The sequence below is a fragment of the Pseudodesulfovibrio sp. 7M6 genome, assembly GCF_050058625.1.
In the GTDB taxonomy this organism is placed as follows: Bacteria; Desulfobacterota; Desulfovibrionia; order Desulfovibrionales; family Desulfovibrionaceae; genus Pseudodesulfovibrio; species Pseudodesulfovibrio salinus.
In genome coordinates this window covers 3105944-3132591 of the sequence record NZ_CP188816.1, presented here as the reverse complement: position 1 = coordinate 3132591, position 26648 = coordinate 3105944, and the positions used below count along the sequence as shown (strand labels likewise).

Here is a 26648-nt window from a genome sequence, read left to right as displayed (position 1 = left end):
AATGTAATTGCCGACGGAGTTCACCATCAACGCGATACGAGGTTTCCTCATGACCCACGACGTGCTTTTCCTCACCGCCCTGCAAGGCGCACTGCTTCTCGGCCTGATCCACGGCATCAATCCCTGCGGTCATTCGTGGCTGGTGCTCGCTCCCTTTACCGCCGGTTCGCGCAATCCCGGGCGGGTGGCCCGGCTCACCGCCGCGTTCGTCTCCGGCACGTCCCTTGCCTGCGTCGCCATCGGCATGACGCTGGGGGCCATCTCCATGAGCCTGCCTCCAAGCGCGGAGATGTGGGCCGACGTCATCACCTTCGGCGTGCTCCTTATTCTCGGCGTCGTGCTGCTGATCAAACCGACCTTGCTGCACCATCATGACCACGATCACGAACATGGACACGGCCACTGCCCCGGCCATGATGATCACCATGAGCACGACCACGCCCATGATGGCGGGGAAGCCCCCGGTTGCGCGGCCTGCGCCGGTCATGATCGCGATCATCATCACGCTCACGACGACCATGCCGTATCCCGTTTCAGCCATTCCACGGCCCTTGGCTTGTTTGTTTTCGGATTCGTCAATATGATCGTGCCGTGCCCCACGGCCGCCATCATGTATTCCTATGCCCTGCGCTCGGGCGATCCGTGGGCCAGCACCATTGTTTTCGCGGCTTATGCACTCGGTACGGCCGTGGCCCTGTCCGGCGTTATCTGGGGCATCTATCGGACCACCGCCGCTCTGCGCGCCCTGGACCGCCCCTGGATTGAGCCGCTCGTCATGCGGGCCACGGGCGTCCTGGTCATCGCTTTCGCCGTTTACTCCCTGTGGGCCACGGAGTCCGCAACCACGGTTTTCCCGGAGCTTCTGTCATGACCGACGATCAACACCTCACGCATCTTTTTGTCGAATTCCACGAAAAGCTTTCCTCCTGGGAGGCCTCGGTGGTGGAGGGGAAAGGGCTGACCACGACCCAGATGCACACCCTGGAGATACTGGGTGTGCATGGTCCGCTGCGAATGAAGGAACTCGCCGACCGGCTGGGCGTCACCACCGGCTCTCTGACCATTCAGGCCGACCGGCTGGAGAAAAAGGATCTGGTCCGCCGTGTGCCGCACCCCACGGACCGGCGCTCCAACGTCATTGAGATGACATCCACGGGCAAGACCCTCTTTGAGGAGCACAACCGGCTCCATCTGGAACTGACCCGCGAGATTACCGCCGGGCTTGATGAAGAGCAGCGCGAAGCCCTCGGCTGCTGTCTGGACAAGATTATCGAATCCTTTTGATGGGGGGCGTATTCTTCGCGCCCGATTTTCGATATTCGCGACGCCTAGCGTGCTCCGAACCACTCCGGCATTCCGGCTTCGGCCCCGTTCCGCTGTCCCTGCCAGACGTCTACGGTGTCCAGATGCTCACGGATGCGGTTGTGCAGGCGGCGCATGTTGCCCGCCCATTCCGGGGCCACCAGCTCGCCGAACGCGGGATTGCCGTTCAACCGGTGGACCACGGTGCGGGGGGAGAGGTGGGCGAGGGCGGCGGCGAGCTGCTCAAGGTATTCGTCGAGGGTGAGCGGGGTGTACCCGCCCTGTTCGTAGAGGCGGGTCAGCGGAGTATTGCGGCAGACGAAGGTGTTGTGGAATTTGATGCCGCTCACGGGCAACCCGTTGACCATGTCTATTGTGTCAAGCAGTTCGGTCGTGCCTTCGCGTCCGTCGGTGGTGGGGAGTCCGGCCATGACGTGGGCGACCACGGAAAGGCCTCTCTCCGCCGCGGCTTTGGCGGCGTGGGCAAAGGCTGCGGCGTCGTGCCCACGGTTGATGCAGCGCAGGGTGGCATCATTCGCGGATTGCAGTCCGAGTTCCAGGAAGAGTACCGGCAGGCCGAGGGCTTCGCGCCGTGCGGCCAGCAGGTCGAGCTTGGCCTCGTCCAGGCAGTCGGGCCTTGTGCCGATGGCGATGGCGGCCAGGCCGGGCAGCCCCTCCATGCTGGAGAGTGTGTCGGCCAGTTTCTCGATGGGGCCGTGGGTATTGGAAAAGGATTGAAGATAGGCGATGAAGAGCCGGGTGTGGTGCTTCGTACTGTGCAGGTCGTGCCAGAAGGCCCATTGCCCGGCCAGGGAAAGCCCCCGGTCCAACATGCCGGAGCCGGAGCCGTTCGGATTGCAGAAGATGCATCCTGTCCGGGAAATGGTGCCATCCCGGTTCGGGCATGAAAAGCCTGCATCCAGGGGGATTTTTCGGACGTTTTCGCCGAAAAGGCGCTTGAGGTACGTGGACAGTGCGAAGGTGCGGTTCATATTTTTTTAGAAAAAGTTGAGAAATTATGCTTAAACCGTCCTAAGCGTATTGCCTGTAGTGATGGGATTTGCTACCTATCATCCACAGAAAATGCACGCTAGCGCACTTTCCCCACCTTGGGAAGGTGCTTCGCGCCGGGCGACGCGATGGAATATTATCGAAGCTGGGGGTATACGTGGGTAGCCTGCTCAACAAAATTATCGGCTCTTTCTCCAACGATCTTGCCATCGACCTTGGCACGGCAAACACCCTTGTCTATGTAAAAGGCAAGGGCGTTATGTTGTCGGAGCCCTCGGTCGTGGCGGTCAAGAAGGACTCGCGCGGCGGCAAGGCCGTGCTGGCGGTCGGGGCCGAGGCAAAGAAAATGCTGGGACGCACCCCCGGCAACATCGTTGCCATCCGGCCCATGAAGGACGGCGTCATCGCCGACTTCGAGGTCACCGAGGCCATGCTCCGCCATTTCATTTCAAAGGTGCACAACTCCAGACGCTTGGTCCGGCCCCGCATCATGATTTGCGTGCCGACCGGCATCACGCAGGTTGAGAAACGCGCGGTCAAGGAATCGGCCCAGTCCGCCGGAGCGCGCGAGGTTTACCTCATCGAGGAGCCCATGGCCGCGGCCATTGGTGCCAACCTGCCGATCACCGAACCGACCTCCAACATGATCGTGGACATCGGAGGCGGCACCACCGAGATCGCCGTCATTTCGCTTTCCGGTATCGTTTACGCCCGCAGCGTGCGTATCGGCGGTGACAAGATGGACGAGGCGATCATGCAGCACGTCAAGCGCAAGTACAACATGCTCATCGGTGAATCCACGGCCGAGCAGATCAAGATTCACATCGGTTCCGCCTATCCGCTGGGAGACGAGGAGCCGATCATCGAGGTCAAGGGCCGCGATCTGGTTACCGGTATCCCGCAGAATCGGCCCATCACGGCCGAGGAGGTCCGCGAGGCCATCAGCGAGCAGGTGGAAGGCATTGTTCAGGGCGTACGCATCGCCCTGGAGCAGACGCCTCCCGAACTGGCCGCCGATATCGTGGACCGGGGCATCGTGCTCACCGGCGGCGGCGCTCTGCTCAAGGGGCTGGATATGCTCCTGCAGCATGAGACCCAGCTGCCCATCACCGTGGTCGAAGACCCGCTTACCGCAGTCGTGCTCGGCTCCGGCAAGGCGCTCGACAACATTGATCTGTACAAGGATATTACCACGGACTAGCCGGTCCGCCCAAACTCTTCGGACGTAGCCCATGGCCGAGCGCAAGGCGCACTTATCTATCGGATCCGCGGCGGCCCGCCCGCGCAGGGGGCCGGGGTCTACGCTGTGCCCGCGCGTGATGCGCGCGGCAGAGGGCCGGGCATGAAGCGGCCCCAGAAAATCGCGGCCGTGGTGGTAGCGGGTCTTTTCCTCTACCTGTCCATCTACACGTGGAACCTTCGCACCGGTTATCTGGACGCCCTGTCCAGTTACACCGGCTTGGATATCTCCGGCTTTGTCCTTCGTCCCGGCCTGTGGGTTTCGGATCAGGTGGTCGGGTTCTGGGAGCGCTATATCTATTTGGTGGCTCTCAAGCAGCAGAACGACGAACTGCGCGAGGAGGCGGCCAAGCTGCGCCGTGATCACATGATCATGGCCGCCAGGGCGCGTTCCGCCGAGCGGCTGGAAAAGCTGCTCGGATTCCGTGCGCCGGAGCAGTGGGATTTCAGCGGCGCCAGGGTCATAGCCCAACGCATGGGCCCGGCTGGAGTGCTGGATACCATCACGGTGGACCGCGGCAGTGCGTCCGGCGTGCAGGCGGACATGCCTGTGGTCACGCCGCTCGGCGTGGTCGGCCGCGTGCTGGAAACAGGGGGCACGACGTCCTCGGTGCTGCTCCTCACCGACGCCAACAGCCGCATCGCTGTCATCGGTGACCAGAACCGTTCCCCCGGCATGTTGGCCGGGCAGGGGTTCGGCCAGCCGCTGACCCTCAGGTTCGTCAACCTCAATGCCGCTATCGATTCGGGCGAACTTCTGCTCTCATCCGGTCTTTCCGGTCTCTATCCCAAGGGGCTTCCCGTTGCCCGCGTGACCAAGGTCCAGCGTTCGGATATTTCCCTGTTTTTGACGGTGGAGGCCGAGCCGCTGGTGGACATGGCCGGACTGGAAGAGGTCCTGCTGCTCAACCGGACGGCCGGTGCCACGATACAGGATCAGCCGTCCGACGGGGAGGCCAAGGACCGTGTTTCCCAGGAATAATATCAGCGCGGTCCTGTGGTGGGGTTTTTATACCCTGATCGGTGTGTGGGCGCAGCGGTTTGTGCCGGGCGTGGATTTTCTGGCTCCCGGCATCGTGGTCGCCCTGCAGCGGGACTACGGCGCCCGGACGTTCTGGCTCGCCGTGATCTGGATTCTGCTGCTGGAGGGTACGGGCAACCTGCCGTTCGGCTATGGCATTGCCTGGTATGGGCTGCTCGTCACCTTTTACGTGATGGGCCGATGGCTTTTTGAAGCACGGTCGTTGCTGTTCATGTGTTTGCTCGGCATCGGACTCGGGGTGCTGCATCCCATGTTGATCTATTTCCTGGCCTCCCTCGGCAATCTTGCCGTGCCCATGCAGACCACGTTGGTGGAGGGGGCCATGCAGGCCGTGACCTTCCCGGTGGTCTGGTTGATTTTGGACAAATTCTTCCCCAAGGGGCTTAGGCGGGATGTCAAATCTTTATGACAACGGCGATCAGCAGCCGCCCAGAAGCGGTCTGATACTGCTCCAGGTGCTCATCCTGGGGCTGTTCTGCCTGTTTTCCATCCGGCTCTGGTACCTGCAAATCCATCGGGGTGAGGAGTATGCCCTCAAGGCCAAGGCAAACCAGCTCCGGCAGGAGCCGATCTTTTCGCCACGCGGGCTGATTCGCGACCGCAACGGGGATCTGCTCGCCGTCAACGAGCCCGCTTATGCCCTCGGCCTGGTGCGTGAGGACTGCTCGGACATTGACGCCACCCTGCACCAGGTCTCCATGTGGACCGGCCGTGACTTTGCCGAACTGAAAAAGATTTATGGGAAAACCCGCAAACGGGTGAAACCCTTTGAGCCGCTCATTCTTGTGCCGGATCTCACATTCGGCCAGCTGGCCATCATCGACGCCAACCGTTTCCGCTGGCCCGGGCTGGAGATTCAGGTGCGGCCCCGGCGCAAGTACCGGTACGGCAAGCTGCTCGCCCATGTGCTCGGCTATGTGGCCGAGGCGGATGAAGAGGACCTGGAGCAGCGCAAGGGGCTGGACCTGGGCGACTACGTGGGCAAGCAAGGGCTGGAACTGGTGCTGGAAGAACGCATGCGAGGGGTGAAGGGCCTTTCCCAGTTTGAGGTGGACGTCAACGGTCGCCGCCTCAAGGAGCGCGTGCTCAAGCACCCTCGGGCCGGGCATGAGATATCCCTGTCCATTGATCTGGAGCTGCAAAAGTTGGCTATGGACTGGCTGGACGAAGAGGCCGGGGCCGCTGTGGTCATGGATGCTGATACCGGGCAGATTTGGGCACTCGCCACTGCGCCGTCTTACGATTCCAACGATTTTTCCACGGGACTGACGCCGGAGCAGTGGGCCCGGCTGCGGGATGACCCGCTGCACCCCATGCAGAACCGGGTCATCCAGTCCACCTATCCTCCGGGGTCGGTCTTCAAGCATGTGGTGGGCGGTGCCGGGCTGCACTACGGCACCATTGATCCGAAGGACACGGTCATGTGTCTGGGGCAGATCAAGCTGGGGCGCCATGTCTTCCGCTGCTGGCGCAAGGGCGGGCACGGCAAGGTGGACCTGGAGCGCGCCCTGGTTGAATCCTGCGACGTGTATTTCTATAAGGCGGGCAAGAAGCTCACCGTGGACCGGATGAGCGAATTCGCCAAGGCGTGCGGTTTCGGCAGCCCCACCGGCATCATCCTGCCGCACGAAAAGTCCGGCAACATTCCGACCCGGGAATGGAAGCGCAAGCGGTTCGGCGAGTCCTGGCAGGGGGGAGACAACCTGAATATGGCCATCGGACAGGGGTATGTCCTGGTTACACCGCTGCAAGTGGCTCGATTCTTCGCCTCCATCATCAATGGCGGCAAGCTGCTCAAGCCGCTGCTGCTCAAGGACGAGAAGACCGTGGTCCAAAGCCGGATTCCGCTCAAGCCCGATCAGATTGATCTACTGCACAAGGCCCTCATCGAAACCGTGGCCGGTCCGCACGGCACCTGCCGCCGTATCCGCACCAAGGGCGTGACCGTCGGCGGTAAGACGGGCACTGCGCAGGTGGTACGCCTGACCGAGGAGTTGAAGGGCCTCAAGGACGATGAAATTCCCTACCGATTCCGCGACCACGGATGGATGGCCGCCACCGCTGAAAAGGACGGCCGTCGTTTTGCCATCGCCGTGCTGGTGGAACACGGTCTGCACGGCGGCAGCGGAGCGGGGCCGGTAGTCAAGGCGATCATCGATTATCTTTTCCTCGGGAAAGTCCGCAAGAAACCCGAAGCCATGAAGGAAAAGGCGAGGGAAGCGCGGCGAATCCCCGTAAAACGCGTGAGGTCGAAAACCAATGCCCATTGATCGCAGGCTGCTCTTCTATATCAACTGGCCGCTGCTCGCGGTGGCAACCCTGCTTTTCCTGCTCGGCGTGCTCAATCTCTATTCGGCCAGTGGAACCCGCCTTGAGGACGGCATCAGTATGGCGCCCTTTTTTCAGAAGCAGCTGCTGTGGGGACTGATGGGGCTGTTCGGTATGCTGGTCTTCATGTTCTTCGACTACCGGCATCTCAAGACCCTGGCCTGGCCCCTCTTTTGGGTCACGATTGCCCTGCTTATCGGCGTGTTCGTCATGGGCAAGACCATCTACGGTGCCAAGCGGTGGCTGGACCTCGGTTTCATGAATTTTCAGCCCTCGGAGCTGGCGAAAATTTCCGTGCTTATCATCGGGGCCCGCATCCTGTCCAAGGAGAGGGAGCCGCTGGATTTCTTCCGGCTGGCCTACGTGCTCGGCGTCGGGTTGATCCTGGCCGGGCTCATCATCAAGCAGCCGGACCTGGGCTCCGGCCTTTCCGTGCTCATGATTCTGGGCGGGATGATTCTCTACCGGGGAGTGACGCCCCGTGTGTTCAAAACGGCACTTGTGGCCATTCCTTGCCTGCTGCCGCTGTCCTGGTTCTTCCTGCACGGGTATCAGAAGAAGCGGATCATGACCTTTCTGGACCCCACCACCGACCCGCTGGGGGCGGGATACCATATCATCCAGTCGGAAATCGCCATTGGTTCCGGCGGGTTCTGGGGAAAGGGCTTCCTTGAGGGCACGCAGTCGCAGCTGCGGTTCCTCCCGGAGCGGCACACTGACTTCGCCGTGGCGGTGTTCGGCGAGGAGTGGGGGTTTGTCGGCACCATGGTGCTGTTGGGCCTGTTTTGCCTCTTTTTGTATCAAATGGTGGTTATCGCTCGCGACGCGCGCGGCCTCTTCGGAAGCTATCTTGCAGCGGGCGTATTCTTCTATTTCTTCTGGCAAATCCTTATAAATACGGGTATGGTGCTAGGGCTAATGCCGGTGGTAGGCATTCCTCTGCCATTCATCAGTTACGGAGGTAGCGCCACCCTGGTCAACTTTTGTCTCGTCGGCCTGGTGCTCAACGTCTCCATGCGCAGGTTCTTGTTCAAACAGTAACAAGCGTGTGGAAAACGGGTGCCGGGCCTAGGTTATAAACGGGAGTCTTGAGGAGCGCTTCATGGCAAGAGATGAGATTAACGCGTTTTTGGGAGCAGGCACTAACTACCAGGGAAAACTGCATTTCCAGGGCGCGGTGCGCATTGATGGCAATTTCCAGGGGGAAGTGGTCTCGGATGGAACCTTGGTCGTGGGCCAGGAGGCCGTGGTCGAGGGGCAGATAAAGGTTGGGCAGCTTGTGCTTTCCGGCAATATCCATGGTGAGGTGGAAGCCGCGAGCAAGGTTGTGTTGCATAAGACTGCCAATTTACAAGGAAATATCAGGACGCCTGTCCTGGTTGTCGAAGAGGGCGCGGTGCTCGAGGGGCAGCTGCTGATGAGCAGTCCGGATGCCGTGCCGACTGAGTCGTCTTAGACGAACTCCAACTAGTGGCGCGCAGGGCCGTCAAATCGCGTTTGGGAGTGTGGTCAAAGCCAAAAAGCCTTTGACACAAGTCCTGAAATTGCGTAATTGGCAGTGACTTTGCGCATAAATTCACAACCTCTTGGGGGCATTTGGTATGGTTATACCTGACAAAACACTTTTTATCCAAGCGGCGAATTTCATCATCACGGTCTTCGTGCTGAATGTGCTGCTGATCAAACCCATTCGGGAAATCATCAAGAAACGTAAAGACTTGATGGCAGACCAGCTGGGAAAGATCGAAGGCTTCAACAGCAATGCCGAGAAGAAAGTCGCCGACTATGAGGCCCAGCTCGCCGAGGCGCGCAAGGAAGCGAATGATATTCGTTCTTCCATGAAGGATGAAGGGACTGCCGAGGAGCACAAGATTCTCGCCGCCGCCGGCGAATCCGCTTCCGGTACCATCCAGGCCGCTCGTGCCGAGATCGAGACCGAAGTCGAGACCGCCATGACTCAGCTGGCCAAAGACGTCGACAAATTCGCCGAAGCCGCTACGGCCAAGATTCTTGGTCAGGCTTAGGCGAGGGAAGGAGGGTTCATTTTGAAACGGACACTGTTTTTTACGACGCTTCTGGCCTGTCTGGCGATTGCGACCGTAGCTTTCGCCAATGAGCCCGAAGGTGCGCATCACGCGGTCTTCACGGCTGAGAACGTGAAGAACTACGGATTGCGCATGGTCAACTTCGTGCTCTTTGCCTTTGTGCTGTACAAGTTCGCGGGCAGCAAGATCAAAGACTTCTTCGTTGGTCGCCGTGATGGCATCAAGCAGGATCTGGACGATCTGCAGAGCCGCCAGGCCGAGGCCGAGAAGAAGCTGAAGGAAGTCGAAGCGGGCATCGCCAACATGGCCAAGGAGAAGGACGCCATCCTTGCCCAGGCCAAGGAGCAGGGCGAAGCCATCAAGGCTGCCATCATCGAGAAGGCCAAGAAGGATGCCGTGGCGCTGACCGAGCAGGCCAAGCGCACCGCTTCCAACGAGGCCCAGGCTGCCGTTGACCGTATTCGTGCCGATCTGGCCGAACTGGTCGTGGGCGCTGCCGAAAAGGTGGTCACCGAGAAGCTCAAGGCCGAAGACCACGACAAGCTCGTGGATGAATACTTAACAAAGGTGGTGCTCAATTGACCGGTAACGTAGTTTCCCGCCGCTACGCCAAGGCTCTCTTTGCCATAGGCGCCGCCAAAGGCGAGGCGGAACAGAAGACGTACGGCGAGCAGCTGATTTCGCTGAGCGAATCCATTACGGACGCTCCCGAGGCCGTGGGATTCTTCAAGAATCCTTCCTTCTCCGCCGAGGAGAAAAAGGCCGTCCTCAGCAAACTCGTCGAGAAGGCATCGGTGGACGCCATGGTAAAGAGCTTCTGCGACCTGCTGGCCGATAAGGGCCGGGTCGAGATGCTTCCCGCCATCGCTTCCGACTACAAGGCGATGATGGACGCCATCTCCGGCGTCATCACGGGCGAGCTCATCACGGTGGGCGAGTTGAGTGAGGAGAGAAAATCTGCAATCCAGGCAAACCTCGAAAAGCAGGCCGGCAAGAAGCTGGAGCTGTCTTTCGCCACCGACAAGGATATCCTTGGAGGTATCGTCCTCAAGGTTGGCGACAAGGTTATGGACGCCAGCCTCAAGGCGCAGCTGCAGATTTTGAAAGAAAATATTAAAAGGGGTGAGTAGGGCAATGCAGATCAAAGCAGAAGAAATCAGCAAAATCATTCAGGACCAGATTCAGAATTACGAATCTCGTGTTGAAATGAGCGAGACCGGTACCGTCCTCTACGTCGGTGACGGTATCGCACGCGTCCACGGCGTCGAGAACGTCATGGCCATGGAGCTGCTGGAATTTCCCGGTGGCGTCATGGGCATGGTGCTCAACCTCGAAGAAGACAACGTCGGTGTCGCCCTGCTGGGTTCGGACACCGGTGTTAAGGAAGGCGACCCGGTCAAGCGTACCGGTCAGATCTACTCCGTCCCGGTCGGCCCCGCCGTCATGGGCCGCGTCGTGGATCCCCTGGGACAGCCCCTGGATGGCTTGGGACCCATTGAGGCCACCGAGGTTCGCCCGGTTGAGTTGAAGGCCCCCGGCATCATCTCCCGTAAATCCGTTCACGAGCCCTGCTACACCGGCCTGAAGGCTATTGACGCCATGACCCCGGTTGGCCGCGGCCAGCGCGAACTGGTCATCGGTGACCGTCAGACCGGCAAGACCGCTGTCTGCGTTGACGCCATCATCGCCCAGAAGACCACCGACGTGCATTGTTTCTACGTCGCCATCGGCCAGAAGAAGGCGTCCGTCGCCCTGGTTGCCGACGTTCTGCGTCAGCACGGCGCCATGGAATACACCACCATCGTTTCGGCTACCGCTTCCGAGCCTGCTCCGCTGCAGTACATCGCGGCCTACACCGGCGTCACCATGGCCGAGTACTACCGCGACAGAGGCGAACATGCCCTGATCTGCTACGATGACCTTTCCAAGCAGGCCACGGCCTACCGCGAAATGTCCCTGCTGCTTCGCCGTCCTCCGGGACGTGAGGCTTTCCCGGGCGACGTCTTCTACCTGCACTCCCGCCTGCTGGAGCGTTCCTGCAAGGTCAACGACTCCCTGGGTGCCGGTTCCCTGACCGCCCTGCCGATCATTGAAACCCAGGCCGGTGACGTTTCCGCGTTTATTCCGACCAACGTTATCTCCATCACCGATGGCCAGATCTACCTGGAGCCGAACCTGTTCCTGTCCGGCGTTCGCCCGGCCATCAACGTCGGCCTCTCCGTCTCCCGCGTCGGTGGTTCCGCACAGATCAAGGCCATGAAGCAGGTCGCCGGTACCCTCCGTCTCGACCTGGCTCAGTACCGCGAGCTGGCCGCCTTCGCCTCCTTCGGTTCCGACCTGGACAAGGCGACGCAGGCCAAGCTGAATCGTGGTGCCCGCATGGTCGAGCTGCTCAAGCAGCCTCAGTACCGTCCGCAGACCGTTCAGGAGCAGGTCTCCGTTCTGTTTGCCGGTACCAAGGGGTACCTTGACGACGTTCCGGTCGAAACTGTTGTCCGGTTCGAAGCTGAATTCCTGGAATTCATGAACAATGCAAAGGCCGACGTGCTGAACTCCATTGCTGAGAAGCAGAAGATCGACGACGCCGTTGAAGCGGACCTCCGCGCCGCTATCGAAGAGTTCAAGAAAGGCTTCAGCGCCTAACCTAAGGGGTAATTGAATGGCTTCGTTAAAAGACGTCATGAATCAGATCACTGGCGTCAAGAAAACCAAGCAGATCACCAAGGCCATGAATATGGTGGCCTCGGCAAAACTGCGCAACGCGCAGGAGCGTATTGAACGCTTCCGCCCGTATGCGGACAAGTTTTACGAGATGCTTGGCGACTTGGCGGCTGGTGCTGACGAATCGGTACATCCGCTGCTGGAAGTCCGAGACGAAGTAAAGACCGTGGGTATCATGGTTGCCACTTCCGACCGCGGCTTGTGCGGCGCATTCAATATCAACATTATCAACAAGGCCAAGAAGCTGGCCCAGGCCAAGGCTGCAGAGGGCAAGACTGTCAAACTCTGGTGCATTGGCAAGAAGGCGCGCGACGCCTTCCGGAAGCTGGACTTTGAAATCGTGCGCGCCGAAGCCGACGCCATGAGCAAGTTCGACTTCACCCTGGCCGCCAGCGTCGGCAACGAGTTGATCGCCGGCTACGTGTCCGGTGAGCTCGATGAAGTCCATATCGCTTATGGCGAATTCCAGAGCATGGCGAGACAGCCTGCTGTTGAGCTTCAGGTGCTGCCCATGGCAGCGCATGAGGCCGAAGGCGAGCAGGCCGAAGAGCCTGTCGGCGGAAGCGGCGACTACCTGTACGAGCCGTCCGTTGAAGGTCTTCTTGCTGAGCTGCTGCCGCGGTTCATCAAGGTCCAGGTCTACCGCGGTCTGCTGGATACCGCCTGTTCCGAGCATGCCGCCCGCATGGCCGCTATGGATAACGCGACCAAGGCCTGCGACGAGCTCACGAATACGCTGACCTTGCTCTACAACAAGACAAGGCAGACCGCCATTACCGGCGACCTCATGGACATTGTCGGCGGCGTTGAAGCGCTGAAAGGATAAAAGGGGGCTATGAAAAATGGCTAATATTGGTAAAATCGTTCAGGTAATCGGCGCCGTTGTCGACGTCGAATTTGCCGAAGGGAATCTTCCCTACATTCTGTCTGCGTTGGAGATTAAAAACCCCAACAATACTGATGCCCCCGAGCTCGTCTGCGAAGTGGCACAGCATTTGGGCAACAACGTCGTTCGCACCATCGCCATGGACGCCACCGAAGGTCTCGTCCGCGGCATGGAAGCTGTCGACACCGAATCTCCGATCACCGTTCCTGTCGGTTCCGGTTCGCTGGGTCGCATCATGAACGTTGTGGGCAAGCCTGTGGATGAGATGGGCGAGGTGCCTTGCGAAAAGCGGCTGCCCATTCACCGTGAGGCTCCGGATTTCACTGAGCTGTCCACCAAGGTGGAACTGCTCGAAACCGGCATCAAGGTCGTTGACCTGCTCATCCCGTTCCCCAAGGGCGGCAAGATGGGCCTGTTCGGCGGCGCGGGTGTCGGCAAGACCGTTATTCTCATGGAGATGATCAACAACATCGCCAAGCAGCACGGTGGTATCTCCGTGTTCGCAGGTGTTGGTGAGCGTACTCGTGAGGGCAACGACCTTTACCACGAAATGAAAGACGCAGGCGTTCTGGAGAAAGCAGCGTTGGTTTACGGCCAGATGAACGAGCCTCCGGGAGCCCGTGCTCGTGTTGCTCTGACCGCTCTGACCTGCGCGGAATACTTCCGTGACGAAGAAGGCCAGGACGTGTTGCTCTTCATCGATAACATCTTCCGGTTCACCCAGGCGGGTTCCGAGGTTTCCGCACTGCTCGGCCGTATGCCTTCCGCAGTTGGTTACCAGCCGACCCTGGGCACCGACCTTGGTGGCCTGCAGGAACGCATCGTTTCCACCAACAAGGGTTCGATCACCTCGGTCCAGGCCGTTTACGTGCCCGCCGATGACTTGACCGACCCCGCACCGGCAACGACCTTCTCGCACCTTGACGGTACCTTGGTTCTGTCCCGTCAGATCGCCGAGTTGGGCATCTACCCTGCAGTTGACCCGCTGGACTCCACCTCCCGTATCCTCTCCCCGGATGTCTTGGGTGCAGAGCACTACGCCACGGCTCGTGAAGTCCAGTCCGTGCTCCAGAAGTACAAGGACCTGCAGGACATCATCGCCATTCTCGGTATGGATGAACTGTCCGACGACGACAAACTGACCGTTGCCCGCGCTCGTCGCATTCAGCGGTTCCTGTCGCAGCCGTTCCACGTCGCCGAGGTATTCACCGGTGTTCCCGGCGTGTACGTCAAGACGGAAGACACCGTTCAGGCCTTCCGTGACATCCTGGACGGCAAGTACGATGACCTGCCTGAGCAGGCCTTCTACATGTGCGGTTCCATTGAGGAAGCCATAGAGAAAGCCAAGCAGTAAGCGAGGTAAACCATGGCCAATACTCTGAAGCTTGAGATTGTCACCCCCGACCGGAAAGTGCTTTCCGAGGACGTGGAATACGTGGGTGCCCCCGGTATCCTCGGTGAGTTCGGTATCCTGCCGAAGCACGTTCCCTTCCTTTCCGCGTTGGGTGTGGGCAACCTCCACTACAAGCAAAACGGAAAGGCGTTCTACGTGTTCGTCGCCGGTGGCTTTGCCGAAGTTAGCCACGACCAGGTAACCATCCTGGCCGAGGTTGCTGAAAAGGCCACGGAGATCGATACTGATCGCGCCCAAAAGGCCAAGGTTCGCGCTGAAGAGCGCTCCACCAAGGCCAAGGAGAAGATCGACGCAGCCCGCAATCAGGCTGCCTTGCGCCGGGCCATCTCCCGGATCAACTGCAAGAGCAGCGGCAAGAACGCCGGAACCTGCTAGATCCATCCTCACCCTGATACAAGAGGGCGAACCCGAGAGGGTTCGCCCTTTTTTTGTATCTATCGGAAGGGGAGGCACCCGAGGAATACCTGTACCGTGGGTCTGGAGCAGCTTTCAGTCTGAGCTGTCATAGGTGTAATGGTGGGATTAATTGGGACTCATCTGGCCGAAGACGGCTATCGGAGAAGGAGATGAAATACGTAGATCTGGTAGTGAAGCAGGAATTGAAAAAGGCACCGATTTATATCACCGGGGTCTGCTTAGGCTAGAATTGTTCGAAGTTATCTTCCTCAGCGGGAAGTCTTTGACGGAAGGGCGTGTTCAGACTCTGAACCGACTGGTTTCGGTGATTGGCTGAGGTCTCCCCCATCCTTCCAGAGCTTGATGAATCCTATGGATTGTTAGAGAGACTCGGATTGTCCTGCCAGTTCCTCACAGGAAGAGGCTATCTCTTCCAATGCCGAGGCATTGGACTGGATAATGTGGTCCAACCGCTGAATGGCATTGTTGATCTGCCCCGCACCGGCGTTTTGCTCATTGCTTGCCGCAGCTATTTCCTCGACCAGTTGGGCCGTGCGGTTAATATCGGGCAATATCTTGTCCGGGAGTTCTCCGGCCTTTTGAGCAATCTACATATTGTCCGCCGAGAGTTCTTTGATTTCGGCGGCGGCAATTTTGCTCCGCTCGACCAGTTTGCGCACTTCGGCCGCCACAACTGAAAATCCCTTGCCATGCTCACCCGCTCCGGCCGTTTCAATGGCGTTATTCAGCGCGAGCAGGTCTGTCTGGCGGGCAATGTCTTCGATGATCGAGATATTGTCTGCGATCTCGTTCATAGCCGTTACCGTGTGCGCTACAGTCTTGGCCATCGGTTTTGGCATCTGGGTGGTTGTTCGGCAATAGGTTGCGTCTGGTTGGCATTCTCGGCGTTCTGTTTGATGGAACTACTCATCTCCTCCATGCTGGCTTAGACCTTCTCCACACTGGCAGGCTGTGTGGTTGTCCCTTGGAAAAGCGCCTGCGATGAGTTGGCCATTTTGTCACTTCCGGAAGCGACTTTCTCCGTTGCCGTCAACGTGGAATAAAAAAAGCCGCCGGAACAGGTCCGGCGGCTTGCATATGCGGGAAGAAGGCTGATTAGCCGCGTGTAATCAGGCCATAATTCTTTTTGCCCTTGCGCAGAACAAGCAGTTCGCCGCCGATAAAGTCGGTGTCGAGAATCTCCTGTCCTTCGTCTACACGTTCACCCATCAGATATACGCCGCCGGCTTTGATGTCCTTTCGGGCCTGACCCTTGGAACCGACCAGTTTCAGGTCAACAAGCATTTGCGGAATGTCCGGGACATCGCCAGGAGCATAATGGCGGTGCGGAGCGGACTCCAACGCGGCCCGCAGCGTGGCGGGATCGACCTTACGCAGGTCGCCGGTGCCGAAGAGGGCTTCGGAAGCGGCCAGGACACGGTCAAGCTCGGGCTGGCCGTGGATCATGCGGGTTACTTCCTCCGCCAGCCGCTTCTGTGCCGGGCGCAGGTGCGGTGCGTCCTCCATCTCCTTTTCCAAGGCTTCGATGTCGTCGGGGCCGAGGAAGGTGAAGAGTTTGAGGAAGTTGATCACGTCGCGGTCATCGGTGTTGAAGAAGTACTGGTAGAAGGCGTATGGCGAGGTGGTTTCGGCATTGAGGTAGATGGCGCCCTTTTCGGACTTGCCGAATTTCTTGCCGGAAGCGGTCATCAACAGTGGGAAGGTCAGGGCAAAGGTCTCGGCCTGCTCGCCGTCAAAGGCGGCGCGGCGGCGGATGAACTCACAGCCGGCCGTAATATTGCCCCATTGGTCGCCTCCGCCGATCTGCAAGCGGCATTTGCGATTCTTGTAGAGGTGATAGAAATCATGACTCTGCAGGATCATGTAGGAGAATTCGGTGTAGGAAATGCCGACGTCGTCGCGGTCGATGCGTCCCTTGACCGATTCTTTCTGGAGCATCCAGTTGACCGTGAAGTGCTTGCCCACATCGCGTAGCAGCTCAATGGCGGTCATATCCTTGGTCCAGTCATAGTTGTTGACGATGTCCGGACGATCCCCGGTGTTGCGCTCGACAAAACGACGGACCTGCGCCTTGATTTTCTCCAGGCGGGCTTCCATGAGTTCGGGATCGGAGAGTTCCCGCTCCTTGTCCTTGCCCGATGGGTCGCCGATGCGGCCGGTGGCTCCGCCCATAAGATAGAGGGGGTGGTGTCCGGCACGCTTCATGCGCACCAGGCAGAGCAGGGGGACGAGGTTGCCCACGTGCAGGGATTCGGCAGTAGGGTCGAAACCGCAATACATGACGGCTCCGGGAGTGCCGAGGTACTCGCGCACTTTTTCCTCGTCAGAGACCTGATTGATCAGTCCGCGCCATTTAAATTCGTCGTAAATATTCATGAGATCCTCATCGTTTGCCGCGCGTCGCCTGCCGATTCTATTCGGTGCGTACACGCGGTCGTCCCGCAGCGAAAGGCCGGGAAAAACCGCCCGTCCGGAGGTATCCTTTAAGTCAAAAATCGCGCGTTGAAAAGGGGGCCGGGAAAGATGTCACCCGGCGAATTGGCAAATGGTTTTCCTTGTCGTCCTATAGCAAGATCAGGAGGTCTTTTGGAAAACCGTGGGAGCCACCTGGCGTAGAGGAAGCGTCATTCCGGACAGGGATTCGGAATGGCCGATGAACAGGTAGCCCCCGTGCTTCAGATTGTGGCAGAACTTGTTGAAAAGAGTGACCTGGGTCTGCCGGTCAAAATAGATGACCACGTTGCGGCAGAAGATGATGTCCTGCTGATTCTGCAACTTGAAATCACCCATGAAGTTGAGCCGTTGGAAAGAGACCTTGCGCCGGATCGGCTCATCAATCTTGATGAGCGGGTTTGTGCGGCTTTTGCTCTTCAGCACGTACTTTTTCTTCATGTCCATGGGGATCTCTTCGGCCTTTTCCATGGCGTAGACGGCACGCATTGCCTTGCGCAGAATATCGTTGGAGATATCCGTGGCCAGAATAGCGAAATCGAAGCCGGACGCTTTAGCCGCGAATTCGGTCAGGAGCATGCTGAGGGTGTACGGCTCCTCGCCGCTGGAGCAGCCTGCGCTCCAAAGCCGTAGGGGGGTGCCGCGACCGATGCTGCGCTGCCACAGTTCCGGCAGAACGATGTTGTTCATGATGTCCCAATGCTTGGGCTCGCGGAAAAAGTGCGTGGTATTGGTGGTTACCACGTCGATGAGTTGCGACCGCTCGGCCTCCCGGCCCTCCGGGGAAAACACGTAGTCGCAATATTCCTTGTAGGTGGTCATGCCCAGAGCGCGCAGCCGCTTCTGGAATCTTGACTGGAGCAGGATTTTCTTGGTGGGCGGCATCTTGATGCCGAACTCGGAGTGGATCAACTGGCTGAAACGCGAAAATTCCTTGTCGCCCATGGTGGAGCGAAACAGCTGGGCCTGTTGTTCTTCAGCGTTGTTGTCAGGCTTGGCGTCTGCGGCAGTGGATGCTTTATCGGTCATATTCCTGCTCCATCTTGGAATTCTGATGGAGTGACCGTATCAAAAGTCTCCATCATTGCCATGATAAATTGCAGACCATCAGGTGATAAAATAAAAGGCCCCGGCTTCGGGTAAAGCCGGGGCCATCTGAGTGCAACTTGTTATTTTGCGTAGCCCACGGCGCGCTTTTCGCGGATGACCGTAACCCGGATTTGGCCAGGGTAGGTCATGTTGTTTTCGATCTTTTCGGCAATGTCTTTGCAGAGAACATAAGTGTTCTCGTCGCCGACCTTGTCCGAATCGACCATGACGCGGATTTCGCGCCCGGCCTGGATGGCGTAGGCCTTCTGCACGCCGTCGAAGCTGGTGGCCAAGCCTTCCAGCTCCTCAAGACGCTTCACGTAGTTCTCCAGCAACTCCTTGCGTGCGCCGGGGCGTGCGCCGGAGAGGGAGTCCGCAGCCTGGACCAGATTGGCCAGGATGGACATGGGCGGCGTGTCCTCGTGGTGAGCGGCAATGGCGTGGATGATTTCCTTGGACTCGCCGTGCTTCTTGGCCAGGTCCGCGCCGATGATGGCGTGGGGGCCTTCGATTTCGTGGTCCACGGCCTTGCCCAGGTCGTGGAGCAGGCCGGCGCGCTTGGCTTCCTTCTCGTTGAGTCCCAGCTCGGCGGCCATGACGCCACAGAGAAAGGCGACCTCCATGGAGTGCTGCAGCACGTTCTGGGAGAAGGAGGTGCGGTAGTGCAACCGGCCGAGAAGGTTGATCAGCTCCGGGTGGATGCCGTGCACGCCAACGTCGAAGGTGGCCTGCTCGCCGATCTCCTTGAGCTTGGTGTCCATTTCGGACTCGACTTTCTTGACGATCTCTTCAATGCGGGCCGGATGGATACGGCCGTCGTGAATGAGCCGTTCCAGCGCCTGCTTGGCCACCTCGCGCTTGAGGGGGCTGAAAGCGGAGAGAACGACGGTCTCGGGGGTGTCGTCGATGATCAGGTCAACGCCGGTAGCGGCTTCCAGGGCGCGGATGTTCCGGCCCTCGCGGCCGATGATGCGCCCCTTCATGTCCTCGGAGGGCAGGGTCACGGCCGTGACGGTCTGCTCGCCCGCATAGTCGCCAGCGTAGCGCTGGAGGGCGAGAGAGAGCACTTCCTTGGCCTTCTTGCTGGCGTTTTCCTTGGCTTCCATCTCAATGTTGCGGATCATGCGCGCGGCCTCGTGGCGGGTGCGCGACTCGATCTCGGTCATGAGATGTTCCTTGGCCTCCTCGACGGTGAGGCCGGATATTTCCTGCAGCTTGCGTTCGTGCTCATCAGCCTTGAGCGTCAGGTCCTCCTCCAGTTCGGAGAGGCGTTTTTCCTGTTTGATAAGCTGCTTTTCCAGCTCCACGACCTGCGCTTCCTTGTCCGCCACCTTTTCATGCTTGGCGTCCAGGCGCTCCTCCTTGGAGTGGAGGCGGCGTTCTTCGTTCTTGAGCTGGGATTCACGGTCCTTGAAATCTTTTTCCAGGTCCCTTTTCTGGGCATAGATTTCGTCTTGGGCCTGTATGCGGGTTTCTTTTTTCAGCGCTTCGCTTTCCTTGCGGGCCTCTTGCACGATTCGGTCGGCAAGTCCCCGGGAGTCGGCGATGTTCTTGTCGGAGATGTATTTATTGAGGATGAATCCCCCCCCCAGTCCGACGATGATGCCGCCGCCCAGCAGGGCTATCTCGATGATCATTGGATTGCTCCTTGGGTGTATGTTGACAGACTTTTGGCGGTCTGTTGACGCCCTTTAGCGCACTTGAGGATCGACGCATGAGGTGCGCCAGGAAGGAAATCCATTACCCGGAGCAATGGGAGGAGGGAGTTTGGAAGTGTTCTTGTCTATGTCATCCGACATTGTAGTCGGTTGAAAGCCCCGGGAGGCCGTGTTGCCTTTAGGTTTTGAACCTGGATACCAGGTGGGCATGACTCGCGGACCTTCAGGCTTCCCGCACAAGGCGGGCATGCGCACCAACCCGCTGGAGTCGTCGCCCTTTTAAAGAGCATTGGCTCAAGAACGCTCAGGGCAATCACGAACGTCCCAGGGTAATTTTTTTGCAACCTCGGGGACCCTTCCTATTATCGGCTTGGGTCTTTAAGAGGTTTTTTCCAAAATCTCTCCGATCTTTCCTTCCATCCGCTCAAGCTTTTCCACCCCGACCAGATAATCGTCAGCAAGACTAAGGAGCAGAAATGTCAGTGCCTTTTCCTTGCTCAAATCTCCGGCAGTATCACTCAGCTCCGAGTACTTCTGTTCCAGAAATGCTTGTGCGGCTTCGATGCGGTCGCTTTCCGCATCCGTCTTGAAGGATATCTCAAGTCCGAACAGATTTAACGTGTAGCGTGGCATCGTCTATCGCTGTCATTCCAGCTCGCTTTGGATTTTCTCCAATATCGTGTCGATGCGAGATTCAATGTCGCGCCGCAAGTTACGTTCGGCCTCGACTTCCTCCCTCAAATGCAGGTTTTCTTCCTTCAACTCTTTGATCTTATTTAATAAATCATTAAAGCGTTGTTCTAGTTGGCTAACAAGTTCCATATGGTCTATCTATCCTCTAACGACACACAAATCAACAGTTATTGGGCGGGCGAATCCGCTTGCCGTCAAGACCGTTTAAGGCGTCGCTTAATGGTTATCTGTTTGCCCCGCGCGATACCCGCGCTTTCATCCGGCACATCCTTGGTGATGGTCGAGCCCGCTCCCACAAGCGCGTCGCGTCCAACGGTTACCGGTGCAACCAGGGCCGTATTGGAGCCTATGAACGCGCCGTCGCTGATAACGGTTTTGAATTTGTTCTTGCCGTCATAGTTGCAGGTGATGGTGCCCGCGCCGATGTTGACTCCGGCCCCTACCTCGGTATCGCCCAGGTAGGTCAGGTGGCTCGCCTTGGAGCCTTCGCCCACCACGGACTTCTTTATTTCCACAAAATTGCCGACGCGGCAGCCCTTTTTGAGTTCCGCACCGGGACGCAGCCGGGCATAGGGGCCGACCTGTGCATCCGGGCCGACATTGGCCTTCTCCATGTGGCAGAACTCCCGAATCTCGCAGCCGGGGGCAAAGGTGCAGTCCGTAATCTGGTTGTACGATCCCAGCTTGGCCCCGGCGGCCACAAAGGACTCGCCGTAGATCTCGCAGTGGCCGAAAATTTCCGCGCCCGGCTCCACCTTCGCGCCCGGTCCGACGATCACGGTATCCGGGTTGTGGATGAGCACGCCGCTATCGATAAGTCCTTCCACGATGCGCCGTCGCAGTGCGTTTTCGGCCTCGATCAGCTCGCGCGGGCTGTTGATGCCCATCAGACTCAGGTCGTCGCCGCACTGCACGCCGCTTACCGTCAATCCTTCGGTCACCGCCAGCCCCACCAGATCGGTGACGTAGTACTCGCCGCTGGCATTGCTGTTTTTCAATTGGTCGAGGAGCGGGCCGATGGTCGCCACGTTGAGCAGATAGATGCCTGCGTTGACTTCGCCGGTAGCGTGTCCGTGGACGGCGATATCGTAATCCTTGGCCTCCACTATGGCGGTGATGCGTCGGTCCTCGTCGCGGACCACGCGGCCGAACGCGGCCGGTGACTTGGGCGTGATGGTCATGAAGGCGAGGTCCGCATTCTGTGCTTCCAGCAGCCGCTCAATGGCCTCGGGCATGACCAGCGGGGTGTCGCCGTTGATGACCAGACAATGGGTGGCGCCGGATTCCTTTACGGCGTCCCATCCGGTCTGCACGGCATGACCGGTGCCGAGTTGCTCGGCCTGCAATACGAAATTCCGGCCGGGGAAGGCCGCTGCCACCTCGTCGGCACCGTGGCCGACAATGGTGACGATGTCCGAAAATATCGGGTCCAGGGCGCGGTAGACATAGCCGAGCATGGGCTCGCGCAGCAGAGTCTGCAATACCTTGGGCCGCGGGGAATGCATACGCGTTCCTTTTCCGGCGGCCAGTACGAGGGCGGTTATCTTGGTTTCGGGCATATATTCTCCGTCTTGCGGTTTCAATCGAGTTGCCGGGGCAAAATACGCTCTCGGAAGAAAAAGGACAACCCGAACTTGCGGACGCCTCAGGCGGGCGGCGTCATTTCGGCCCGGGCCAGGACCCGGCGCACGAACCAGAAGGAGATGATGGCCGCTGTCCAGACAATAACCCCGATGGACAGCCAGAGCGCAATGGTGCCGTAGCCCATGTGGTGGACCAGGAAGGTGAAGAGCAGCCATGGGGCGATGACCTGTCGGCTTACCCCCATCCAGATGGCAAAGAGGGGGCGCTGCATCCCCTGGAGCGCGGCCGTGGACACGGAGATGATGACATAGCCGTAGAGCACGAAGGCGTCCACATGCAGGTATTCCGCACCCACCGCGATGACGGCCGGATCGCTCGTGGTCAGGCTCATGAGTTGTCGGGCGAACAGGCCGAGGGGAACGCACAGGGGGATGAGCAGCCACGCGCCGTATTTCAGGCAGCGAGCCATGGTCTCCCGAATGCGGTCGATCTTGCCCGCGCCGAAGTTCTGGGCCGTGACGGTCAGGGCGGCCACGTTGAGTCCGATGGCCGGGAGCAGAACGATCTGGTCGATGCGCGTGGCGATGCCGAAGGCTGCGGATGCCGCCGGGCCGAAGCGGGAGACGAACCGGAAGATGACGAAAAAGCCCAGAGCAATGGTCATGAAACTGAGTGAGGCCGGGAATCCCTGATGTGCGATCTGGGCATAGATGTGGGGGCGCGGGATCAGGTTGCGTCCCTTGTTGGTGTTCAGCAGGCCGGTGCGCCGGGCCTTGAATCCCAGGTACACGGCTCCGGCAGCCTGGAGGAAGACCGTGGCCCAGGCCACGCCGCCCAGCCCCATGGCAGGCAGTCCGAAGCCTCCGTAGATGAACCAGGGGTCCAGCGCCAGATTGAGCAGCGCCGTGCCCATCAGCACGTTGCGGAAACTTTTGGTGTCGCCTCTGGATTGGAGCACGGCGTTGAACAGGGAGAGAAATACCATGACGGCGTTGCAGGCAAAGATGGGATTCATGTAGGCGAGGCAGGTTGCCAGATAGCTGTCCTCGGCCCCCAACCATGCGAAGATGGGCGGCGAGAAGGTCAGCCCGAACCAGGCGAGCAGGGCGGAGACCAGCACGCCGAACCCGAGCATCTGCACCGCGGTGAGGGAGGCCTTGTCCCTGTCGCCCGCACCCAGTGCCGCGCCCATCAGTGCGGTGGAACCGGTGGCGATGCCGCTTGCCAGCGAACTGATGATGAAGAAGACCGGCAGGGAGAGCGACAGGGCGGCCACGGCCTCGGTATCGATGCGCGCGGCCCACATGGTGTCCACGATGTTGAACATGGTCTGGGAGAAGAACCCGATGGAAGCGGGCACGGCCACTTGGCGGATGACCTCCGGGATCGGTCTTCTGGTCAGGTCGGTGGAATCGGTCACGTCGTTCTCCTTATCCCTGATTTTGCCCTACTCGGACCCGCAAGTACAGCGCCGCGAAGGCTTTGACGCCGACCGGCCACTCCGCTACGCTCCGGGCATGGGAAAACCGCCTGCCAACAGCGCCGTCCGTTTCTGGCGCGACCCGGACCTGCCGGGCATCGAGTTGCGCTTCTCCAGTTACAATGAGGAGGCGTTCCGGCTCCATGTGCACGATGCCCTGTCCATGGTGCTGATGGTGACCGGGCGCACGACCTTTTTATTGGAAGGTACTCCCCACAAGGCTTCGGCCGGGCAGTTGGTGTTCATTCCGAAGGATTCGGTTCATGCCTGCAATCCCGATCCCGCCTCGAACATGACCTATTACCTGTTCCATGTGGGCGGCCCCTGGCTGGAGTCCGTGGCGGCCGAGGTCTTTGGTCCGGAGTTCAGGCCCGTTGCCTTTCCGCCCGTGGTGGATGATCCCGAGTTGTACGCGTTTCTCGACAAGCTGGTGCAGGCGATACGGGAAGGGCGGGACCGCCTGGAAAAGGAAGAACTGCTGGTGCGCGGGCTGGCGGATCTGGCCGTTCGCCACGCCATATCAGGCACAAGCCGGGAGCATGGCGAACCGGGCGAAGCCGTGCGCATCGTTCGCGACAGGTTGGCCGCCGATCCCTCGGCCCCGGCCACGCTGGACGATCTGGCCCAGGCCGCCGGAGTGAGCCGCTACCATCTGCTGCGCGTTTTTCAGGATGCCATGGGCATGCCGCCCCATGCCTATCACAATCAGCTCCGGGTCGATCTGGCCAAGCGATTGCTGGCCGAAGGGCTGGATATCAGCCGGGTGGCCGCGGAGGCCGGTTTTGCGGACCAAAGCCATTTTACCCGTGTATTCAAGCAGTACACCGGAGCCACTCCCCGCCAATATCGCGCGTCCTGATCCGGACCGCAATTTCATACCATACAGCCCCGCCGCCACGACGTATTGATGCCTTCGAAACCAAGGAGGAATCATGTTGTTGTGGCAAAAGGCGATGATCGCATTGGCCCGGAGTGAATCCATGACCCGGCGGATGCAGGGCTCTCCCCGCATGGACCGGTTCGCCAGCCGTTACGTGGGCGGCCATGATGCGGCGGGCGGTCTGGAACGCGCCGTTGTATTGCGTGGCGAGGGGATGAACGCCTCCCTCTTTTATCTGGGTGAATACGTGGAGGATCCGGCCGAGATTCGGGTCACGCTGGACGCCCTGCGCGAGACCGCTGCCAAGCTGGCCCCCGCCGGGCTCGACGTGCATATTTCCGTGGACCCCACCCAGATAGGCGCCATGCGTTCCTGGGACGACTGCCTGGAAAACGCCCGCACATTGGCCCAGGCCCTGGCCGAACAAGCGGCCGCCAAGCCGGAACCCGGCCGCGATGCGCTCATGATCGACATGGAGGATTCGTCCGTCACCGGTCCGACCCTGAAGCTGTACCGCACCCTGCACAACGAAGGTTTGCCGGTGGCCGTGACCCTCCAGGCCTACCTGCGTCGCACCCGTGTCGATCTCGACGCCTTGGTGGAGACCGGGGCCATGGTCCGCTTGGTCAAGGGCGCATTCGCCGAACCCAGGGACAAGGCCTTCACCTCCCGCCGGGAGCGCGACGACGCCTATCGCCGCTGCATCGCCACGCTGCTTTCGCCCAAGGCGCGCGAGCGGGGCGTCTATCCCGTCTTCGGCACCCACGATGATCGTATGATCGATCTGGCCACCCACATTGCCGCCGCCAATGGCTGGAAAGCGGACGAATGGGAAGTGGAAATGCTCCTCGGCGTCCGGCCGGATTACCAGCGCGAACTGGTCGCCCGAGGCGTCTCCCTGCGTCTCTACCTGCCCTTCGGCAAAGACTGGTGGCCTTATTCCATCCGCCGAGTAGGCGAGAACCCACGCAACATGCTGTTCGTAATGCGCTCCATGCTGGGCGGGAAGTAGGGAAGGGGAGAGGAAGAATGCCTCCGGCGGCTTAAGAACCCTTTGAAAAGGGTTCTTAAGAATCTCCTAAACTTTTTGGTACCGCTTCGCGGGAGGCTTTTTAAAAAGTTTATTTTCTTGGCCCCGCACCCTCCGCGCGCAGCGCAAACAAAAAGTTCTGGAGAGTCCAGAGAACCTCTTTCAAGAGGTTCTCTGGTCCCGCCGAAGGCGACCCCCGGTAGGGCCGCCGGAGGCATTCCTTTTTCTAAAAAAACAGGCCGGACGCTTGGGCGTCCGGCCTGTTTGGTGTTGTGTGCGGGTCTCGGTTATTTCAGACCGAGTTCTTTTTTCAGCAGCTGGAAATCGATGTTGTCGGCCACGAGTTCCGCGCCCTGCTTGATCTTGATGGCATCGCGCAGCTTGTGGCGGGAGAGGATGTCGTCCATTTTTTTGGCCACGGTGAAGGTGTCTTCGCGCACCATGATGATGGGCGTTTCGAGCACCTCAGAGCGGGTCAGGATGATGTCGTTCGGGTAGAGATTGCCGGTGAGGACCAGACAGGGGCAGTCGCCCTCAAGGGCCACCAGCTGAACGTCCGAGCGGTCGCCGCCGACGATGATGGCGGAGTTCTTCTTTTTGCGGAAGTGGGTCATGAAGTTCTCGACCTGCATGGTGCCGATGAGAAAGGACTCCACCACGCGCTCGCTCTTGTTGTGCGCCGAGATGATCTTGCCGCCCAGACGGTCGGCCAGGTCGCGCACTTTGATGGCGCCCATGAGCGGATCGTGCGGGATGACGCCCAGGACTCGCACGCCCTTCTTCTCCAGGGCGGGGCCGAGGAGCTGGCTGATCTCGTCCATGAACTGGGGCGGGATGTCGTTGAGAATGACGCCTGCCAGCAGGTCGCCCAGCTGCTCTTTCATGACCATGAGGTAGTCGTACTTGAGTTCCTTCTGGAACCGGTCGATGACGATGGTCTTGATGCCGAGTTTCTTGACAACGGAAATGGCGTCGGTGTCACAGTACTTGCCGGAGTACATGGAGCCGGAACCGGCCACGAGGGTCACGTCCTTGTCTTCGGATATGGCCGCGTAGCCCTCGACGATCTTATCGAGCAGGCCGTCCACGTTGCCGGTGAACGCCTTGACCTTGAAATCCTGCGTGACCACCACAGGGGTGACTTGTTCGGGATCGGCCTCCAGGCCAAGCACGTCCTGGACGAATGCGGCGTCCTCGTCGCCCAGCTTGCCGTCGATCTCCATGGGCATGGCGCCGACAGGCTTCATGTAGCCGACGTTGTAGCCTTCCTTTTGGAACTTGAGACCCAGGCCCATGATGATCATGTTCTTGCCCGAGTATCCGGTGGTCGAGCCGATATAGAGTCCAGCCATGCCTTGATTCCTCCTCAACTGTGACG

Annotated in this window: 28 protein-coding genes and 1 other RNA gene; 17 read left to right on the top strand and 12 right to left on the bottom strand. The window is 59.5% G+C overall.

Annotated features, from left to right (window positions below; translation table 11 throughout):
* The first annotated feature begins 49 nt into the window (after positions 1–49).
* Together ACI0FG_RS14640 and ACI0FG_RS14635 are read left to right on the top strand one after the other, a co-directional pair.
* Positions 50–871 carry a sulfite exporter TauE/SafE family protein gene (locus ACI0FG_RS14640; RefSeq protein ID WP_419785743.1) on the top strand — a complete coding sequence of 274 codons (822 nt, stop codon included), beginning with the start codon at positions 50–52 and terminating at the stop codon, positions 869–871.
* Positions 868–1284, top strand: coding sequence for a MarR family winged helix-turn-helix transcriptional regulator (locus ACI0FG_RS14635; RefSeq protein ID WP_419785742.1), 417 nt, complete (start codon positions 868–870; stop codon positions 1282–1284). The genes ACI0FG_RS14640 and ACI0FG_RS14635 overlap by 4 nt, the downstream gene beginning before the upstream one ends.
* A gap of 44 nt (positions 1285–1328) precedes the next feature.
* Here the strand turns inward: ACI0FG_RS14635 and ACI0FG_RS14630 are convergent, their stop codons facing one another.
* Positions 1329–2294 (bottom strand): TIGR01212 family radical SAM protein, encoded by a 966-nt coding sequence (locus tag ACI0FG_RS14630; RefSeq protein ID WP_419785741.1) that lies wholly within the window; start codon positions 2292–2294, stop codon positions 1329–1331.
* A 176-nt stretch (positions 2295–2470) separates the two neighbouring features.
* Between ACI0FG_RS14630 and ACI0FG_RS14625 the strand changes: the two genes are divergently transcribed.
* The 13 genes from ACI0FG_RS14625 to ACI0FG_RS14565 all read left to right on the top strand — a co-directional run bounded on the left by ACI0FG_RS14625 (position 2471) and on the right by ACI0FG_RS14565 (position 14363).
* Positions 2471–3514 (top strand): rod shape-determining protein, encoded by a 1044-nt coding sequence (locus ACI0FG_RS14625; protein ID WP_419785740.1) that lies wholly within the window; start codon positions 2471–2473, stop codon positions 3512–3514.
* A gap of 141 nt (positions 3515–3655) precedes the next feature.
* Complete coding sequence (mreC, locus tag ACI0FG_RS14620; RefSeq protein WP_419785739.1) at positions 3656–4534, top strand: rod shape-determining protein MreC; 879 nt, start codon at positions 3656–3658, stop codon at positions 4532–4534.
* A complete protein-coding gene (locus ACI0FG_RS14615; protein ID WP_419785738.1) occupies positions 4518–5003 on the top strand; it encodes a hypothetical protein in 486 nt (161 codons plus the stop codon). Before mreC ends, ACI0FG_RS14615 begins: the two co-directional genes overlap by 17 nt.
* A complete protein-coding gene (mrdA, locus tag ACI0FG_RS14610; protein WP_419785737.1) occupies positions 4987–6864 on the top strand; it encodes a penicillin-binding protein 2 in 1878 nt (625 codons plus the stop codon). Before ACI0FG_RS14615 ends, mrdA begins: the two co-directional genes overlap by 17 nt.
* The gene (rodA, locus tag ACI0FG_RS14605; protein WP_419785736.1) at positions 6854–7963 is read left to right on the top strand and encodes a rod shape-determining protein RodA; all 1110 of its coding nucleotides are present in this window, start codon (positions 6854–6856) and stop codon (positions 7961–7963) included. The genes mrdA and rodA overlap by 11 nt, the downstream gene beginning before the upstream one ends.
* Positions 7964–8024: 61 nt before the next feature.
* Positions 8025–8378: a bactofilin family protein gene (locus ACI0FG_RS14600; protein ID WP_419785735.1), complete on the top strand. Its 354-nt coding sequence runs from the start codon at positions 8025–8027 to the stop codon at positions 8376–8378.
* A 145-nt stretch (positions 8379–8523) separates the two neighbouring features.
* Complete coding sequence (locus tag ACI0FG_RS14595; protein ID WP_419785734.1) at positions 8524–8946, top strand: ATP synthase F0 subunit B; 423 nt, start codon at positions 8524–8526, stop codon at positions 8944–8946.
* Positions 8947–8967: 21 nt separating this feature from the next.
* A complete protein-coding gene (atpF, locus tag ACI0FG_RS14590) occupies positions 8968–9549 on the top strand; it encodes a F0F1 ATP synthase subunit B (RefSeq protein ID WP_419785733.1) in 582 nt (193 codons plus the stop codon).
* Entirely contained in the window at positions 9546–10097 is a 552-nt protein-coding gene (atpH, locus tag ACI0FG_RS14585) for an ATP synthase F1 subunit delta (protein ID WP_419785732.1), read from the top strand. Before atpF ends, atpH begins: the two co-directional genes overlap by 4 nt.
* A 4-nt stretch (positions 10098–10101) precedes the next feature.
* On the top strand, positions 10102–11610 hold the full coding sequence (gene atpA, locus ACI0FG_RS14580) for a F0F1 ATP synthase subunit alpha (RefSeq protein ID WP_419785731.1): 1509 nt from the start codon (positions 10102–10104) through the stop codon (positions 11608–11610).
* Positions 11611–11626: 16 nt separating this feature from the next.
* Complete coding sequence (locus ACI0FG_RS14575) at positions 11627–12514, top strand: F0F1 ATP synthase subunit gamma (protein WP_419785730.1); 888 nt, start codon at positions 11627–11629, stop codon at positions 12512–12514.
* A gap of 16 nt (positions 12515–12530) precedes the next feature.
* Complete coding sequence (gene atpD / locus ACI0FG_RS14570) at positions 12531–13928, top strand: F0F1 ATP synthase subunit beta (protein ID WP_419785729.1); 1398 nt, start codon at positions 12531–12533, stop codon at positions 13926–13928.
* Between the two features lie 12 nt (positions 13929–13940).
* Positions 13941–14363: a F0F1 ATP synthase subunit epsilon gene (locus tag ACI0FG_RS14565; protein ID WP_419785728.1), complete on the top strand. Its 423-nt coding sequence runs from the start codon at positions 13941–13943 to the stop codon at positions 14361–14363.
* A gap of 401 nt (positions 14364–14764) precedes the next feature.
* Here ACI0FG_RS14565 and ACI0FG_RS14560 read toward each other — a convergent pair whose 3' ends face one another.
* The 10 genes from ACI0FG_RS14560 to ACI0FG_RS14515 form a co-directional block, all read right to left on the bottom strand.
* Positions 14765–14956, bottom strand: coding sequence for a hypothetical protein (locus ACI0FG_RS14560; protein ID WP_419785727.1), 192 nt, complete (start codon positions 14954–14956; stop codon positions 14765–14767).
* Positions 14957–14992: 36 nt separating this feature from the next.
* Positions 14993–15199: a methyl-accepting chemotaxis protein gene (locus tag ACI0FG_RS14555; protein WP_419785726.1), complete on the bottom strand. Its 207-nt coding sequence runs from the start codon at positions 15197–15199 to the stop codon at positions 14993–14995.
* A gap of 301 nt (positions 15200–15500) precedes the next feature.
* Entirely contained in the window at positions 15501–16781 is a 1281-nt protein-coding gene (gene tyrS, locus ACI0FG_RS14550; RefSeq protein WP_419785725.1) for a tyrosine--tRNA ligase, read from the bottom strand.
* A gap of 198 nt (positions 16782–16979) precedes the next feature.
* Complete coding sequence (locus ACI0FG_RS14545; protein WP_419785724.1) at positions 16980–17885, bottom strand: CheR family methyltransferase; 906 nt, start codon at positions 17883–17885, stop codon at positions 16980–16982.
* A gap of 140 nt (positions 17886–18025) precedes the next feature.
* A complete protein-coding gene (gene rny, locus ACI0FG_RS14540; RefSeq protein WP_419785723.1) occupies positions 18026–19582 on the bottom strand; it encodes a ribonuclease Y in 1557 nt (518 codons plus the stop codon).
* A 173-nt stretch (positions 19583–19755) separates the two neighbouring features.
* Positions 19756–19937, bottom strand: a non-coding RNA gene (gene ssrS / locus ACI0FG_RS14535) — 6S RNA.
* A gap of 44 nt (positions 19938–19981) precedes the next feature.
* Positions 19982–20236 carry a cell division protein ZapA gene (locus ACI0FG_RS14530; RefSeq protein ID WP_419785722.1) on the bottom strand — a complete coding sequence of 85 codons (255 nt, stop codon included), beginning with the start codon at positions 20234–20236 and terminating at the stop codon, positions 19982–19984.
* A 12-nt stretch (positions 20237–20248) separates the two neighbouring features.
* The gene (locus ACI0FG_RS14525) at positions 20249–20425 is read right to left on the bottom strand and encodes a hypothetical protein (RefSeq protein WP_419785721.1); all 177 of its coding nucleotides are present in this window, start codon (positions 20423–20425) and stop codon (positions 20249–20251) included.
* Between the two features lie 65 nt (positions 20426–20490).
* Positions 20491–21855: a bifunctional UDP-N-acetylglucosamine diphosphorylase/glucosamine-1-phosphate N-acetyltransferase GlmU gene (gene glmU / locus ACI0FG_RS14520; RefSeq protein ID WP_419785720.1), complete on the bottom strand. Its 1365-nt coding sequence runs from the start codon at positions 21853–21855 to the stop codon at positions 20491–20493.
* An 86-nt stretch (positions 21856–21941) separates the two neighbouring features.
* The gene (locus tag ACI0FG_RS14515) at positions 21942–23300 is read right to left on the bottom strand and encodes an MATE family efflux transporter (RefSeq protein WP_419785718.1); all 1359 of its coding nucleotides are present in this window, start codon (positions 23298–23300) and stop codon (positions 21942–21944) included.
* Here ACI0FG_RS14515 and ACI0FG_RS14510 point away from each other — a divergent pair.
* Together ACI0FG_RS14510 and ACI0FG_RS14505 are read left to right on the top strand one after the other, a co-directional pair.
* Positions 23287–24219, top strand: coding sequence for a helix-turn-helix transcriptional regulator (locus tag ACI0FG_RS14510; RefSeq protein WP_419785717.1), 933 nt, complete (start codon positions 23287–23289; stop codon positions 24217–24219). The two genes, ACI0FG_RS14515 and ACI0FG_RS14510, sit on opposite strands and share 14 nt — an antisense overlap.
* 73 nt (positions 24220–24292) lie before the next feature.
* Positions 24293–25252 (top strand): proline dehydrogenase family protein, encoded by a 960-nt coding sequence (locus ACI0FG_RS14505; RefSeq protein WP_419785716.1) that lies wholly within the window; start codon positions 24293–24295, stop codon positions 25250–25252.
* Between the two features lie 305 nt (positions 25253–25557).
* Here ACI0FG_RS14505 and ACI0FG_RS14500 read toward each other — a convergent pair whose 3' ends face one another.
* On the bottom strand, positions 25558–26622 hold the full coding sequence (locus ACI0FG_RS14500; RefSeq protein WP_419785715.1) for a phosphotransacetylase family protein: 1065 nt from the start codon (positions 26620–26622) through the stop codon (positions 25558–25560).
* Between the last annotated feature and the right edge of the window lie 26 nt (positions 26623–26648).

Coding starts and splice junctions, on each gene's coding strand:
- ACI0FG_RS14505 (WP_419785716.1), top strand. CDS start 24,293: ATGTTGTTGTGGCAAAAGGCGATGATCGCATTGGCCCGGAGTGAATCC.
- mreC (WP_419785739.1), top strand. CDS start 3,656: ATGAAGCGGCCCCAGAAAATCGCGGCCGTGGTGGTAGCGGGTCTTTTC.
- ACI0FG_RS14630 (WP_419785741.1), bottom strand. CDS start 2,294: ATGAACCGCACCTTCGCACTGTCCACGTACCTCAAGCGCCTTTTCGGC.
- ACI0FG_RS14545 (WP_419785724.1), bottom strand. CDS start 17,885: ATGACCGATAAAGCATCCACTGCCGCAGACGCCAAGCCTGACAACAAC.
- ACI0FG_RS14500 (WP_419785715.1), bottom strand. CDS start 26,622: ATGGCTGGACTCTATATCGGCTCGACCACCGGATACTCGGGCAAGAAC.
- mrdA (WP_419785737.1), top strand. CDS start 4,987: ATGTCAAATCTTTATGACAACGGCGATCAGCAGCCGCCCAGAAGCGGT.
- ACI0FG_RS14565 (WP_419785728.1), top strand. CDS start 13,941: ATGGCCAATACTCTGAAGCTTGAGATTGTCACCCCCGACCGGAAAGTG.
- glmU (WP_419785720.1), bottom strand. CDS start 21,855: ATGCCCGAAACCAAGATAACCGCCCTCGTACTGGCCGCCGGAAAAGGA.
- tyrS (WP_419785725.1), bottom strand. CDS start 16,781: ATGAATATTTACGACGAATTTAAATGGCGCGGACTGATCAATCAGGTC.
- ACI0FG_RS14640 (WP_419785743.1), top strand. CDS start 50: ATGACCCACGACGTGCTTTTCCTCACCGCCCTGCAAGGCGCACTGCTT.
- ACI0FG_RS14525 (WP_419785721.1), bottom strand. CDS start 20,425: ATGGAACTTGTTAGCCAACTAGAACAACGCTTTAATGATTTATTAAAT.
- ACI0FG_RS14595 (WP_419785734.1), top strand. CDS start 8,524: ATGGTTATACCTGACAAAACACTTTTTATCCAAGCGGCGAATTTCATC.
- ACI0FG_RS14575 (WP_419785730.1), top strand. CDS start 11,627: ATGGCTTCGTTAAAAGACGTCATGAATCAGATCACTGGCGTCAAGAAA.
- ACI0FG_RS14555 (WP_419785726.1), bottom strand. CDS start 15,199: ATGAACGAGATCGCAGACAATATCTCGATCATCGAAGACATTGCCCGC.
- atpD (WP_419785729.1), top strand. CDS start 12,531: ATGGCTAATATTGGTAAAATCGTTCAGGTAATCGGCGCCGTTGTCGAC.
- ACI0FG_RS14530 (WP_419785722.1), bottom strand. CDS start 20,236: ATGCCACGCTACACGTTAAATCTGTTCGGACTTGAGATATCCTTCAAG.
- atpA (WP_419785731.1), top strand. CDS start 10,102: ATGCAGATCAAAGCAGAAGAAATCAGCAAAATCATTCAGGACCAGATT.
- rny (WP_419785723.1), bottom strand. CDS start 19,582: ATGATCATCGAGATAGCCCTGCTGGGCGGCGGCATCATCGTCGGACTG.
- rodA (WP_419785736.1), top strand. CDS start 6,854: ATGCCCATTGATCGCAGGCTGCTCTTCTATATCAACTGGCCGCTGCTC.
- ACI0FG_RS14635 (WP_419785742.1), top strand. CDS start 868: ATGACCGACGATCAACACCTCACGCATCTTTTTGTCGAATTCCACGAA.
- ACI0FG_RS14600 (WP_419785735.1), top strand. CDS start 8,025: ATGGCAAGAGATGAGATTAACGCGTTTTTGGGAGCAGGCACTAACTAC.